The following is a 13,447-nucleotide window of genomic DNA, read 5'->3' on the forward strand; positions in this document are numbered from 1 at the left end:
CCCGCGCAAGACCACGATTGACACGGATCCCCGAAAACTGTATGATTAGCGCGACAATAAAAGGAGGGTGGCGCATGTCTGCGCAGAGCTTCCGGCTCTACATCGGCGGTGAGTGGCGTGAGGCGGTCAGCGGGAGGCGGTTCGAGGTGACCAACCCCGCGACCGGGGAGGTGGTGGCGACCGTCCCCGACGCCGGTCCGGAGGACGCCCGGGCGGCCATTGAGGCGGCGCACGGGGCCTTCGCGGCGTGGTCCTCGCTTCCGGCCCACGTGCGGGCCCGGTACATGCGCAAGCTGTACGACCTGATCGTGGCCAACGCCGACCGGCTCGCCCGGGCGCTGACCGAGGAGAACGGAAAGCCCCTGGCTGAGGCCAGGGGGGAGGTGCTGAACGGCGCGGAGTACCTCAACTGGTACGCCGAGGAGACCCGGCGCGTGTACGGCGAGATCATCCCCAGCTCGTCCCGGCGGACCCGCATCTGGGTGCTCCGGCAGCCGGTCGGGGTGGTGGCCGCCATCACGCCCTGGAACTTCCCGTCCTCCATGGTCACCCGGAAGATCGCGCCGGCGCTGGCGGCCGGCTGCACGGTCGTCCTGAAGCCGGCCGAGCAGACCCCGCTCAGCGCGCTGCTCGTCGCCGAACTGATTCAGGAGGCCGGCCTGCCCGCAGGGGTGGTCAACATCATCACGACCCGGGACCCGGCGTCCGTCGGCCAGGCGTTCCTTTCGAACCGGCTCGTCCGGAAGATCTCCTTCACCGGCTCCACCGAGGTGGGCAAGTACCTGATGCAGGGCGCGGCGGCGCAGATGAAGCGCGTCAGCATGGAGCTGGGCGGGCACGCCCCGTTCATCGTCTTCGACGACGCCGACCTCGACGCGGCGGTGAAGGGCGCCGTGACCAGCAAGTTCCGCAATGCCGGGCAGACCTGCATTTGCGCCAACCGGATCTACGTGCAGGAGTCCGTCGCCGAGGCCTTCACCGAGCGGCTGGTGGCGGCGGTCCGCAGCCTGCGGGTCGGGAACGGCATGGAGGAGGGCACCAGCGTGGGGCCGCTCATCGACGAGGCCGCCTATATAAAGGTAGAGGAACACGTCAGCGACGCCCGCAGCAAGGGGGCCCGTGTGCTGACCGGCGGCCATCGCATGACCGGACCCGCGTTTGACCGGGGGTTCTTCTACGCGCCGACGCTGCTCGACCGGGTGAGCGACGACATGCGCATCGTGCGGGAGGAGACCTTCGGTCCGGTCGCGCCGATCCTGACGTTCCGCACGGAGGAAGAGGTGATCCGGCGGGCCAACGACACCGACTACGGCCTCGCCGCCTACGTCTTCACCCGCGACCTCGGCCGCACCGTGCGGGTCAGCGAGGCGCTGGAGTACGGGATGGTGGGCGTGAACGACTCGCTCCTGGCGGTTCCGCAGGCGCCCTTCGGCGGCGTCAAGGAGAGCGGCATGGGGCGAGAGGGCGGTCACCACGGGCTGGATGATTATCTGGAGTACAAGTACCTCTCGGTCGTGCTCGATGAATAGGGGATGGGTGTCTCCGCCCCGTTTGTGACTCGTCTGTAACTCCTGCCCCCTACCATGGGGGCAGGGATTGTTTGTGTATTCAGCCGAATTCGCGGAAGGCGCTGCACTGGCCGACTGTTGTGGAGATGCTGGAGGCGACATTATGCGGCGGAAGATACGTGTCAGTATCCTGATCAAGATGCTCACCTCGCCGGCGGTGCTCATCCTGATCCTCGCGATCGTAGGGCTGCTGAGCTACCAGTCCATCGGCCGGGTCATCGCGGATCTGGACCGGTCGGGGCGTCTGGAGGAGCTGGCCCGCAGCAGCCAGACGGTCCGGGCGGATGTCCTGCGCCAGGCCATTCATGTGCGCAATTACATCCTGTTCTCCCGGCAGCAGGACCTGGACAGCCTGGAGGAGACCTACGCGAACCTGACCCGCACGCTGAACCGGATGACGGACCTGGCCGCCGATGACCAGCTGCGGCAGCAGTTCCGTGCCCTCCAGGCGAAGCAGGACGAGCACCGCAGACTGGTGGAGCGCATTCAGAAGCACACGCTGGACGGCAACCAGGGGCAGGCGCTCGCGGTCCTCGAGGCGGAGCTGATCCCCAGCATCAACTGGACGATTGAAGAGGCGGAACGGATCGCCGCCGTGCTGGAGCAGGATGCCGCCGAAGCCCTCGTCACGATGGGGGAGACGGCTGATCAGGCCCGCATGATCATCGTGGGCGCGGCCGTCCTCGCCCTGATCGTGGGCTTCGCGGTGAGCCAGGTGGTGGCCGGCACGCTGATCCGCCCCATCCGCCGGCTGGCGGGGGCCGCGTCCGAGATCGCGGCGGGCAACCTGCGCATCGAACCCCTCCCCGTGACCAGCAGCGACGAGATCGGCGACACCACCCGGGCCTTCAACGAGATGCTGCTCAGCCTGCGGGCCCTGGTGACCGGCGTCAGCGCCACCTCCCGGTCCCTGCTGGAGGCCTCCCGGCAGCTGACCGCGGCGTCGGACCAGGCAGCCGCCGCGGCTTCGGGTTCTTCCCAGGCCATGACCCAGGTGGCCGCCGGCGCGTCGGAGCAGGCCCAGCGCACGACCCAGGTCAACGCCAGCGCGGCGCAGATGCAGCAGGCGATTGCGCAGATCGCCGAAGGGGCGGGCCAGGCCGCCGCGGAGGTGCAGGAGGCGGCCAACCTGCTCAACGGCATGGCGCGGGAGCTGGACGACATGGCGGAGACGGCAGCCGGGACCGCGGAAGCCTCCGGGCGGGCCGTGGAGCGGGCACAGGCGGGCGCGGACGTGGTCGGGCGCACGCTGGAGGAACTGCAGCAGATCGGCCGGATGGTCGTGGACGCGGCCGGGCGGATGAAGGCCCTGGAGCGGTACTCCGGGCAGATCGGCGCCATCACCGATGTGATCTCGGGCATCGCGGACCAGACCAACCTGCTCGCCCTGAACGCGGCCATCGAGGCGGCCCGGGCCGGCGAGCACGGCCGCGGCTTCGCCGTGGTGGCGGAGGAGGTGCGCAAGCTGGCCGAGCAGTCCGCCGCGTCCGCCCAGGAGATCACGGAACTGATCCGCAACATCCAGCAGGGCACGGCCGAGGCCGTGCAGGCGATGGACGCCGGCACCCAGCGGGTGGCGGCGGGCAACCAGCTGGCGGCCGAGGCCGGCGAGGCGCTGCGTGAACTCCTGGCCGTCGCCCGGCACACCGCCTCGCAGATGGACGAGATCGCCCGCAAGGCCGGGCTCGTCAAGCGCTCGGCCGCCCGCGCCATCGAGACTTTCAACCATGTGGCGGCCATGACCGAGGAGAACACCGCTGCCACCGAGGAGATGGCGGCGAGCGTCGGCCAGGTGACGGAGTCGGTGAACCTCATCGCCAGGGTTTCCGAGGACAACGCGGCCGTGGCCCAGCAGGTGTCGGCCGCCGTGGAGGAGCTGACCGCCGCCTCCGAACAGGTGGCCTCGCTGGCCCGGGGGCTGGCCGACGCCGCCCGGGAACTGCAGAGCAAGGTGGAGCGTTTCCAGGTCTGACGCTGCACCGCAGACACGCCGCCCTTCCCCGTGGAAGGGCGGCACAATATGTACATGCTTGAACATCCAGCTTGTACCATGATACCTTATTTAATGTAATGGTGGTGGTGTCGGGGGCTGAGGAGGTTTCACCGATGAGGTTCACTGTGCGCACGAAACTGCTTGCAGGATTCCTGTCGATCCTGCTCCTCCTGGCTGGCGTGACCGCGGTGGCCTTCACCGCGCTCAACCAAGTGGTGGAGCAATACGAGGACCTGTCTGTGCGCATACACCACATGCAGCTCCAGGCGCGCATCGTGCAGCAGTTGATGACGGAACAGGCCCGGGCCCTGAACCAGTTCCTGCTGACCGCCAACCGCGCCTACGAGGAGGAGTACAGGAAGGCGGCTGAGCAGCTGGAAGCCAGTCTGGCCGAGATCGAGGCGCTGGTGGATACGGCAGAGGGGGAAGACATCCTGCGGCAGGTCAGGGAGGCCCACAATGCCTACCAGGCCACGGCTGCACAGCTCTTCAGCCAGGAGTCGCTGTCGCCGGGCGTGGTGCAGTCCATGGTGACCAGCACCTTGCCCCCGCTGCGCAGCAGGTTCCTCGCGAGCGTCGAGGATCTGATCGCCCTGGGTGACCAGATGGGGGAGGCGACCCGGGAGCAGGTGGAGCAGACGGACCGGCAGGCACGCTGGGTCATGAGCGGGGCCGCCGGGCTGGCCGTGATCGCCGGTGTGATCATCGCGGTGACCATCGGCCGGCAAGTGGCCGTTCCGGTGACGGCCATCGCGCGGAGTGCCGCGCGGATGGTCGAGGGCGACCTCACGGTGGAGCCGCTGTCGGTGAGAAACCGCGATGAACTGGGCGAGATGGCGGAAGCCTTCAACCGCATGCTGGAGGGCCTGCGCGCCATGCTCCGGCAGGTGCGGGCCAGCACCGCGAGCGTACTCAGCGCCTCTCACGAGCTTTCCACCGCCGCGGAATCGTCGGCGCAGGCGGCCTCCGGCTCCGCGCAGGCCATCGCGCAGGTGGCCGCCGGGGCATCCGAGCAGGCCGGCGCCACGGCTCAGGCTAGTGCCACGATGAGCCAGCTGCAGGACGCGATTCAGCAGATCGCCTCCGGCGCGACCCGGTCGGCGGCGGAGGTGCAGGAGGCGTCGACGCTGCTGCACGAGATGGCGCAGCACCTGGACCAGGTGGTCACCGACGCCACTGCGACGGCTGAGCGGGCGGCCGCTGCCGTGGAGCGCGCTGAGGCGGGCGCCGAGGTGCTGGGCCGGACGCTGGAAGAGATCGGGCGCATCGGGGAGGCTTCGCAGCGCATCGCCGAGCGGATCCGGGAGCTGGAGCGGTTCTCCGGCCAGATCGGCGCGATCACCCAGGTGATCTCCAACATCGCCGAGCAGACGAACTTGCTGGCGCTGAACGCGGCGATCGAGGCGGCGCGGGCCGGGGAGCACGGCCGCGGCTTTGCGGTGGTGGCGGACGAGGTGCGCAAGCTGGCCGAGCAGTCGGCGGCGTCGACCCGGGAGATCAGCGAGCTGGTGCAGCAGATCCAGGCGAGCACGGCAGAAGCGGTGCAGGCCGTGGAGGAGGGGACGGCCCGGGCGGCGCAGGGGAATGCGATGGCGGCGCAGGCCGGGGAGGCCCTGGCGGAGATCCTGGCGACGCTGAACCGGGCGGCGGCCCAAGTGACCGCGATTGCCGAGTCGGCGACGCAGGTGCGGCAGGACTCGGAGCGGGTGCTGCAGACGTTCAACGACATGGCGGCGCTGACGGAGGAGAACACGGCGGCCACCGAGGAGATGGCGGCGGGGGCAAACGAGGTGACGCAGGCGGTGGCGCGCATCACGGAGGTGGCGCAGAGCAACGCGGCGGCCGCGCAGGAGGTGTCGGCGTCGGTGGAGGAGCTGACGGCGACGGCCGAGGAGATCGCGGCGTCGGCCCAGAGCCTGGCGGCGACGGCCAAGGAGCTGCAGGCGCAGGTGGAGAAGTTCCGGCTCTAGCCAGGGAACGGCGCCTGGAGCGTGATCACTGTGGACTTGCGCACACACAACGGCACCGGAAATTCCGGTGCCGCTTGCTGTTCTGCGGACCGGTCTGAACCTGAGAGGACCGGCCGCGAGTCTTATAGTCTGACGGGAGCGCAGCAAGGGATAGGAGTGATGCGTCCGGATGCGGAAGCCACAGATCTCACCCGAACGGAAGGCGGTCTACTACGGCGGCATGGGCATCATGGTGCTGGGCGGGCTGCTGTTTCTTTCCAACTTCGTCATCGTCCCATCCACTTTCTTCTCGGGTCCCTTTTTCGCCGACCCCCTGACCAGCATGCAGGGCATGATGCTGCGGGGCGTCGGGGGCATCGTGCTGCTGTCGATCGGAAGCTTCATGATGAGAGTCGGCGCCAGGGGAGCCGCCGGCGCCGGGCTCGTGCTCGACCCGGAGAAGGCCCGGGAGGACCTCAGCCCATGGGCCCGCACGGCGGGCGGCCTGGTGAAGGACGCCCTCGGGGAGGTGCGGCCTTCCGCCGCGTCAGATTCGCCCGCGCCGCAGACGGTGGTGAAGGTTCGCTGCCCCAAGTGCCGGGCGCTCAACGATGAGGACGCCCGGTTCTGCGACCAGTGCGGTTCGCCTCTGTAACGGTCTGGGATTCAGCGTACCTGTACTCCCCACCCCGCCGGGGCATAAAATGTAAGAACCCCATCGGGAGGGAGGAGACAGCCCCATGGATGACCGTGACCTGCCGGCCCTGGAGGAAGCGATCGGGGAGATCTGGGAGACGGCGCGGCGGCTGGGCCTGGATCCGTTCCCCACCCACTTCGAGATCGTGCCGGCCACGATCCTGTACGAGTTCGGGGCGTATCTGCTGCCCGGCCGGTTCAGCCACTGGACCCACGGCAAGGCGTACTACACGATGAAGGCCTCCTACGACTACGGCCTGAGCAAGATCTACGAACTGGTGATCAACGCCAACCCCAGCTACGCCTTCCTGCTGGAGACCAACTCGCTTCTGCAGAACAAGTTCGTCGTGGCCCACGTCTTCGGCCACACCGACTTCTTCAAGCACAACATCTGGTTCTCGCCCACCAACCGCCAGATGCTGGAGACGGTCAGCCAGAACGCCCAGCGCATCCGGCAGTACGGCATCGAAGAAGGGGACCTGGAGGTCGAGCGGTTCCTCGATGCCGTGCTCTCCATCGCCGACCACATCGACCCGTACCCCCGGCGGGAGGCGCAGGAGCCCGAGCAGGAGGCTCCCCAGGCATCCGGCGAGGGGCCTTACGACGACCTGTTTCCCAGGGAGCAGTCCCGCGACCGGCGGGAGAAGGCAAAGCCGCGCCGGCCCGCGCGCAAGAAAGTGCCCGCTGCGCCGGAGAAGGACCTGCTGCTCTTCCTGCTGGAGCACGCCGACCACCTGGAGGACTGGCAGCGGGACATCCTCGCGATCGTACGCGAGGAGTCGCTCTACTTCGTGCCGCAGATGCAGACGAAGATCATGAATGAGGGATGGGCGTCGTTCTGGCACATGCGCATCATGCGGGAACTGGACCTCACCGACGAGGAGTTCGTGGAGTTCGGCAAGCTCCACTCGGCCGTCTGCACGCCCGGCCACACGCGCATCAACCCGTACTACGTGGGCCTGAAGGTCTTCGAGGACATCGAGAAGCGGTTCGGGCGCGACAAGATTTTCGAAGTGCGGGAGATGGAAAACGACGTCTCCTTCCTGCGCACCTACCTGACCGAGGAGTTGTGCAGGGACCTGGACCTGTTTGTCTACGAGCTGCAGGATGATGCGTGGAAGATCACCGACAAGCAGTGGGAGCGGGTGCGGGACGCGCTCTGCGATGCGATGACCAACTTCGGCCACCCCTACATTGTGGTGGAGGACGGCGACTACAAGGGGCGGAAGGAGCTGCTCCTGCGCCACCAGCACGACGGCCGCGACCTCGACCTGCCGTATGCCGAGAAGACCATGCAGTACCTCTACCAGATCTGGGGGAGGCCGGTTCACCTGGAGACGGTGGTGGAGGGCAGGCCGACGCGGCTTACCTGCGAGGGCGAAAAGGTAAAGCAAGAGAGGTTGTGACAGGCGGGGACGGCGCAAGCCGTCCCCGTAGGTCTTTGTAACTGGCGAGAAGGGACCCGGGCGCCATCCCGGAGTGGCAGGCCAGAACGGGCTGGCCCGGTCCGCCGCGACCCAACCGCATCTGCCCAGCCCGCGGCTGGGCTCCCTGGATCAAACCGGCCGCCCCGCATCCGCCTTAGTGATGGGGGAATCTTTGTCCGGCCGATGACTACCCGACTTCTTTACATTATGAAAAAATGCGAGTGCGGCAACTGCAGGCGTCCGAACGGGTGCGTGGGGACATCCGTCCTGCCTTGCCAGCGACCACCACACGGAGGAGGAGTAGATCGTGGCTGAAAACCAGGGACAGCAGCCCATCGGGATGAAGCGGCGCACCTTCCTGAAGGCCGCGGGCGCAGTCGGCGGTGCCGCTGCTGTGCTGGGAGCCGGCGCCCTTGAGATCGGCCGGAAGCCGTCCACCGCGGCGGCCGCGCCGGAGTCGCCGATCACCGAAGTGGTCTCCAGCTGTACGCTCGAGTGCATTCACTGCTCGCTGGTGGCGGAGATCCAGGACGGCAAGGTCATCAACATCAAGGGTCATCCGAAGCACAATACGCAGCCCTGCCTGCGGGGTCGCTCCCGGGTGCAGATGATGTACGGGCCCGACCGCGTCCTCTATCCCCGCCTGAACGTGGGCGAGAAGGGCAACCCCAAGTGGCAGCGCATCTCGTGGGATGAGGCGCTGGATCTGATCGCGGAGAAGATCCGGGAGACCCTGGACAAGCACGGCCCGAAGGGCATTCTCTACATGGGCGGCTCCGGGAACTTCGCGTCGCTGGCCATGAGCGTCGGTCCCGCCTTCTTCTCCTACCTCGGGGGCTGCACGCGCACCGTCGGCGGCCTCTGCTGCAACGCGGTGACCGCGGCCATGACGCCCACCCTGGGCGCCCGCACCGAGTTCCGCGATACCCTGACCGAGAGCAAGTACATCATCTGCTGGGGCAACAACCCCGCGGTCACGATGCAGGGCTACTGGAAGCTGTACGCGGAGGCCATCAGCAAGGGCGCGAAGCTCGTGGTGATCGATCCCCGCTTCAGTGAGACCGCGGCCAAGGCCCACGAGTGGGTGCCCATCAAGCCGGGCACCGACACCGCCCTGGCGATGGGCATGCTGGCCGTCATCATCAAGGAGAAGATCTACGACGAGCCCTTCCTCCTCACCAAGACTGGCGCGGCCTTCCTGCTGAACCGGGCTACCGGCGACCAGCTCGCCGATGCGGAGGGGCGACCCCTGGTGATGGACGGCCGGACCGGCCAGCCCGTCCCGTACGACACCGAGGGCGCTGAGCCCGTCCTGTCCCTGGCCGGCCACCGGGACTACCTGACCGTGTTCGACATGATCGCGGCCGAGGTCGAACCGTACACCCCCGAGAAGGTGGAGGAGATCACCCGGGTTCCCGCGTCCACCGTGGTCCGGCTGGCCCGCGAGATCGCAGGGACCAAGCCGATGGCCATCGTGCAGAACATGTCCGGCGCGCAGCGCACCGAGTTCGGCACCTACACCGTGCTGAGCCAGATCTACCTCAACGCCTTTACGGGCAACTTCGGCATGCCCGGCGCCGGCGTCCTCGACAACGGCGGCGTCACCCAGCTGGTGAAGTTCGGCGCGGCCGTGCCCAGCGCCCCGACCGACCCCATTCCCGGCATCCCCGCCCCGTCGCTGGGCGAGTACCTGCTCCAGAACAAGCCCCACGAGATCGGGCTGATCTGGATCGCCAACACGTCGGTGACCACCCAGTATCCCAACACGAGGAAGGTTCAGCAGGCCCTGAAGAAGACGCCCTTCGTCGTCGTGGCCCATCCCCGGATGGATTCCGACACCGAGTGGGCCGACCTGGTGCTGCCGGTCACCCTCCCCTTCGAGAACCTGGACGTGCTGGCCTCCACGGGGATCCGGAGCCACTTCGTCCAGCTGATGGACAGGGGCGTGGAGCCGCAGGGCGAGTCGCGCCAGGACTCCTGGATCTTCCGGGAGCTGGCCAAGCGGTTTGACTTCGCCGACGTCTTCAACCTGACCGACGAGGAGATGTGCAACAACGTCCTCGCTCCGGTGGGCCTCACCGTGGAGAGCCTGCGGGCATCCGGTCCGGTCAACCTCATGCCCAAGCCCTACGTGCCCTTCGAGGGCGGCGTGTTCAAGACGCCCACCACTCGCCTGCACCTCTTCGTGCCCGACTGGAAGGCGCAGGGGCTGCACCCCGTCGTCCGCTACTACGTGCCCGCGGAATCGCCGGAGGGCGACCAGGCCCTGGCGGCCAGGTACCCGCTCCAGCTGACGAACCGCAAGAACCACCGCACCGTGCACAGCAGCTACGGCGAAGTGCCCTGGCTGAAGGAGGTCGCCAAGCGGGAGCACACCCTGCTGATGAACCCCAGCGACGCCGAGGCCCGGGGCATTCAGGACGGCGACTACGTGGTGGTGTTCAACGACCGGGGCGAGATCCGGGTGAAGGTGGAGGTCACGGAGTGGATCCTCGAAGGCGTCGTCAGCCTGGAGAACGGCTGGTGGTCCAGCGAGGGCGGCAGCTCGTCCATCCTCAGCAACGACAAGGCCGAGCCGCTCTCCAACGGCCACACGCTGAACAGCACGCTGGTCGAGGTCAGGAAGGAGGCATAGGCGGTGAAGCAACTCGCCTTCTACGTCAACATGGAGGTCTGCTACGGCTGCCAGACCTGTGAGGTTGCCTGCAAGAGCGGGAACTGCCTGCCGGCCGGTGTGCGCTGGCGCCGGGTGCGCTTCTTCGACGAGGAGCAGCCGGCTTCCCGCATGACGCTTTCGCTGGGCTGCAACCACTGCGCGGATCCCCAGTGCCTGAAGAACTGCCCGGTCGCGGCCTACACCAAGCGGGACGACGGCCTGGTCATCCAGGACCACGAGGCCTGCATCGGCTGCCGGATGTGCATGATGGCCTGCCCCTACGGCGTTCCGCAGTACGACCCCGAGGAGGGCAAGGTCTCAAAGTGCGACGGCTGCGCGCGGCGGCTCGACCAGGGGCTGGCGCCCCGCTGCGTCGAGTCCTGCCCGGGCCATGCGCTGGACTTCGGTGAGCTCTCCGAGCTTCAGGCCAAGTATCCCGGGGCCCGGCTGCTGAACTGGGGCGTGCCGTCCGGCATGACCGGTCCCAGCGTCCTGGTCACGCTGCCGGCCCGCCGCCGCTAGGGAGGGGGAGGACATGATGGAAGTCTACGAACTGCCGCTGGTTGTCTTCACCGTACTGGGCCAGGCCGCCATTGGCATTCTGCTGCTGGTGAGCCTGATCGAAGGGATGGTCTCGGAGAAGGACGCGGGCACGATGAAGGGGCTGCGCCTGGCCGGCATGGCGGTGTTCCCGCTGCTGGCCGTGGCCCTGGCCGCCTCGCTGCTGCACCTGGGCTCCCCGATGGGGGCGGTGCGGGCGTTCCGCAACGTGGGCTCGGCCTGGCTGAGCCGGGAGATCTGGGTCTTCACCGGTCTTACGCTGCTCTCATTGGCGTACAGCTATCTCTGGTGGAAGGGCGGCGCGCGGTCCGCCCGGCGAGGGCTCGGGATTCTGGGCAGCGCCCTGGGCCTGGCCGGCGTCTGGGTGACGGCCATGGTCTACGCCCTGCCCGCCCGGCCGGCCTGGACCGTCGCGGGCAACACGGCTGCGTTCCTGGCCACGGCCCTTCTGCTGGGCAGCCTGGTCGTCGTCTGCCTGGTGCAGGCCTGCGGGAAGGAGGAGCCGGCCGCCGGCAAGGCCTCGCTGGCCGGCGGAGCGACGGGCCTGTTCGCCCTGCTGCTGATCGCCCTGAGCCTCGCGGATCTCGGCATCCGCGGCCAGGCCGACCCCGTGGTGGCCCTCTCGGCGCAGGCGGCATTCGGCACGTGGCTGTTCTGGGCCCGGATGGTGGTCGGGCTGCTGGTTCCCGCCGCCGTCACCGGCGCCATGCTGCTGCGGGGGAGCGCCGTCCGGACCTCGGTGGTGAGCCTCGGGCTGGTCGGTGCGCTGGCCGGCGAACTTATGGGCCGTGCGGTGTTCTACGCTGCGGCTCTGGGCCCCAACGTGTGGGGGCTGTAGTGCAGGAGCTTACAGACGCCAGGACCGGGCGCGGCGGAAGCCGCGTCCGGTCCTTTCTGCGAAGCGCATCCCCGGCCTTCCGCGGCGGTCTCTGCGCGCCGGCCGGCCCGCCGCCGGAGAGGGGATTCCCGCGCATCCATAGAACTAAAGGAAACTGTCAGATGTGTGCGAAGTGCAACGGAAGGGGAGGGGTTTGTGTGGAAGAGGTCGTGATTCTGGGAGGCGCCCGGACGCCCTTCGGCACCTTCGGCGGGTCGCTGAAGGACATCTCCGCCGTCGACCTGGGGGTGACGGCCGCCCGGGCGGCGCTGGCGCGCGCCGGGGTGCCGGCTTCGGCCGTGGATGACGTGGTGGTGGGCAACGTGATTCACACGGGCAGGGACGCGCCGTACCTCGCGCGCCACATCGCGCTCTACGCCGGCGTGCCCGTCGAAACCCCGGCGCTGACGGTGAACCGGCTCTGCGGTTCCGGGCTGCAGGCGGCGATCTCGGCTGCCCACAGCATCCGGGCCGGTGAGTCCAGCGTCGCCCTGGTGGGCGGGGCCGAGTCCATGAGCCAGGCGCCGTATGTGCTGCGCAACCGGTTCGGGTCGGGCATCGGCACGCCGGAGCTGGGCGACGCCCTCTGGGAGACGCTGACCGACACCTACTGCGGCTGCGGCATGGCGATCACCGCCGAGAACGTCGCCGAGCGGTACGGCATCACCCGCGAGGCCCAGGACCGGTACGCGCTGCTCTCCCAGCAGCGGGCGGCCGCGGCCCGGGACCGGCTGGCGGAGGAGATCGTGCCGGTCGAGCTGCCGCAGCGGCGCGGATCGCCTGCCCGGCTCGAGCAGGACGAGCATCCCCGCCCGGACACGACGTACGAGGCCCTGGCCCGCCTGCCCGCCCGGTTCAAGCCGGGAGGCACCGTGACGGCCGGCAACGCCAGCGGCATCAACGATGGCGCCGCCATGCTGGTGCTGGCCTCGGAGAGCCGCGCGGCGGCCGAGGGCTGGCGCCCGCTGGGCCGGCTGGTGAGCTGGGGGGTCGCCGGGGTGGATCCCCACTACATGGGCATGGGCCCGGTGCCGGCCAGCCGCAGGGCCCTGCAGCGGGCGGGGCTCACCCTCTCGGACATCGACCTGGTGGAGGTGAACGAGGCCTTCGCGGCCCAGTACCTGGCCGTCGAACAGGAGCTGGGGCTTGACCGGGAGCGCACCAACGTGAACGGCGGCGCCATCTCGCTCGGCCACCCCGTGGGGGCCAGCGGCGCCCGCCTGCTCCTCACCCTGCTCCTGGAACTCCGCCGCAGGGGCGGCCGCTTTGGGCTGGCCACGCTCTGCATCGGCGGCGGCCAGGGGATTGCCGCCGTCGTGGAGGCGTTCCCGGCGGCGTGAGCGGCTGAACGCTCAGGACGAACTGGTCAGCTTCAGCCCCACGATGCCGGCGAAGATGAGGAAGATGCACAGCAGCCGGAGCGGTTCCCGGGGCTCACCCAGGAGAGCGATGCCCACCAGGGCCGAGCCGAGGGCGCCGATGCCGGTCCACACGCCGTACGCGGTGCCCAGGGGCAGCGTCTTCATCGCCTGGCTGAGCAGGACCACGCTGCCCAGCATGAACGCCAGCGTCGCGGCGGAGGGCAGCAGCCGGGTGAAGCCCTCGGAGTATTTCATCGCCGTTGCCCAGGCCACTTCGAGAATGCCTGCGACGACCAAGTAGACCCAAGCCACGTTTTCTGATCCTCCTGAATCTGTTTCTGGGACAAGACCCGCGCCCC

General features: G+C 68.7%; 10 protein-coding genes. 9 read left to right on the plus strand and 1 reads right to left on the minus strand.

Annotation, left to right across the window (positions count from 1 at the left end; all coding sequences use genetic code 11):
• Positions 1 to 74: 74 nt before the first annotated feature.
• From ACZ5UM_RS08680 to ACZ5UM_RS08720, 9 genes are all read left to right on the plus strand, one after another.
• Positions 75 to 1,529: an NAD-dependent succinate-semialdehyde dehydrogenase gene (locus ACZ5UM_RS08680; protein WP_464848211.1), complete on the plus strand. Its 1,455-nt coding sequence runs from the start codon at positions 75 to 77 to the stop codon at positions 1,527 to 1,529.
• A 142-nt stretch (positions 1,530 to 1,671) separates the two neighbouring features.
• Positions 1,672 to 3,540 (plus strand): methyl-accepting chemotaxis protein, encoded by a 1,869-nt coding sequence (locus ACZ5UM_RS08685; protein ID WP_464848212.1) that lies wholly within the window; start codon positions 1,672 to 1,674, stop codon positions 3,538 to 3,540.
• 134 nt (positions 3,541 to 3,674) lie between these two features.
• A complete protein-coding gene (locus ACZ5UM_RS08690) occupies positions 3,675 to 5,531 on the plus strand; it encodes a methyl-accepting chemotaxis protein (protein WP_464848213.1) in 1,857 nt (618 codons plus the stop codon).
• A 169-nt stretch (positions 5,532 to 5,700) separates the two neighbouring features.
• The gene (locus tag ACZ5UM_RS08695) at positions 5,701 to 6,165 is read left to right on the plus strand and encodes a zinc ribbon domain-containing protein (protein ID WP_464848214.1); all 465 of its coding nucleotides are present in this window, start codon (positions 5,701 to 5,703) and stop codon (positions 6,163 to 6,165) included.
• A gap of 85 nt (positions 6,166 to 6,250) precedes the next feature.
• Positions 6,251 to 7,612, plus strand: coding sequence for a SpoVR family protein (locus tag ACZ5UM_RS08700; RefSeq protein ID WP_464848216.1), 1,362 nt, complete (start codon positions 6,251 to 6,253; stop codon positions 7,610 to 7,612).
• A gap of 328 nt (positions 7,613 to 7,940) precedes the next feature.
• Positions 7,941 to 10,268 carry a molybdopterin-containing oxidoreductase family protein gene (locus ACZ5UM_RS08705; RefSeq protein WP_464848218.1) on the plus strand — a complete coding sequence of 776 codons (2,328 nt, stop codon included), beginning with the start codon at positions 7,941 to 7,943 and terminating at the stop codon, positions 10,266 to 10,268.
• A gap of 3 nt (positions 10,269 to 10,271) precedes the next feature.
• Entirely contained in the window at positions 10,272 to 10,811 is a 540-nt protein-coding gene (locus ACZ5UM_RS08710) for a 4Fe-4S dicluster domain-containing protein (protein ID WP_464848219.1), read from the plus strand.
• 13 nt (positions 10,812 to 10,824) lie between these two features.
• The gene (locus ACZ5UM_RS08715; RefSeq protein ID WP_464848222.1) at positions 10,825 to 11,688 is read left to right on the plus strand and encodes a dimethyl sulfoxide reductase anchor subunit family protein; all 864 of its coding nucleotides are present in this window, start codon (positions 10,825 to 10,827) and stop codon (positions 11,686 to 11,688) included.
• A 197-nt stretch (positions 11,689 to 11,885) separates the two neighbouring features.
• Entirely contained in the window at positions 11,886 to 13,067 is a 1,182-nt protein-coding gene (locus ACZ5UM_RS08720; RefSeq protein ID WP_464848223.1) for an acetyl-CoA C-acetyltransferase, read from the plus strand.
• 12 nt (positions 13,068 to 13,079) lie between these two features.
• Here the strand turns inward: ACZ5UM_RS08720 and sugE are convergent, their stop codons facing one another.
• Positions 13,080 to 13,400 (minus strand): quaternary ammonium compound efflux SMR transporter SugE, encoded by a 321-nt coding sequence (gene sugE / locus ACZ5UM_RS08725; RefSeq protein WP_464848224.1) that lies wholly within the window; start codon positions 13,398 to 13,400, stop codon positions 13,080 to 13,082.
• Positions 13,401 to 13,447: the final 47 nt, after the last annotated feature.

The sequence above is a fragment of the Symbiobacterium ostreiconchae genome (assembly GCF_055396975.1).

Coding starts and splice junctions, on each gene's coding strand:
- ACZ5UM_RS08680 (WP_464848211.1), top strand. CDS start 75: ATGTCTGCGCAGAGCTTCCGGCTCTACATCGGCGGTGAGTGGCGTGAG.
- ACZ5UM_RS08685 (WP_464848212.1), top strand. CDS start 1,672: ATGCGGCGGAAGATACGTGTCAGTATCCTGATCAAGATGCTCACCTCG.
- ACZ5UM_RS08690 (WP_464848213.1), top strand. CDS start 3,675: ATGAGGTTCACTGTGCGCACGAAACTGCTTGCAGGATTCCTGTCGATC.
- ACZ5UM_RS08695 (WP_464848214.1), top strand. CDS start 5,701: ATGCGGAAGCCACAGATCTCACCCGAACGGAAGGCGGTCTACTACGGC.
- ACZ5UM_RS08700 (WP_464848216.1), top strand. CDS start 6,251: ATGGATGACCGTGACCTGCCGGCCCTGGAGGAAGCGATCGGGGAGATC.
- ACZ5UM_RS08715 (WP_464848222.1), top strand. CDS start 10,825: ATGATGGAAGTCTACGAACTGCCGCTGGTTGTCTTCACCGTACTGGGC.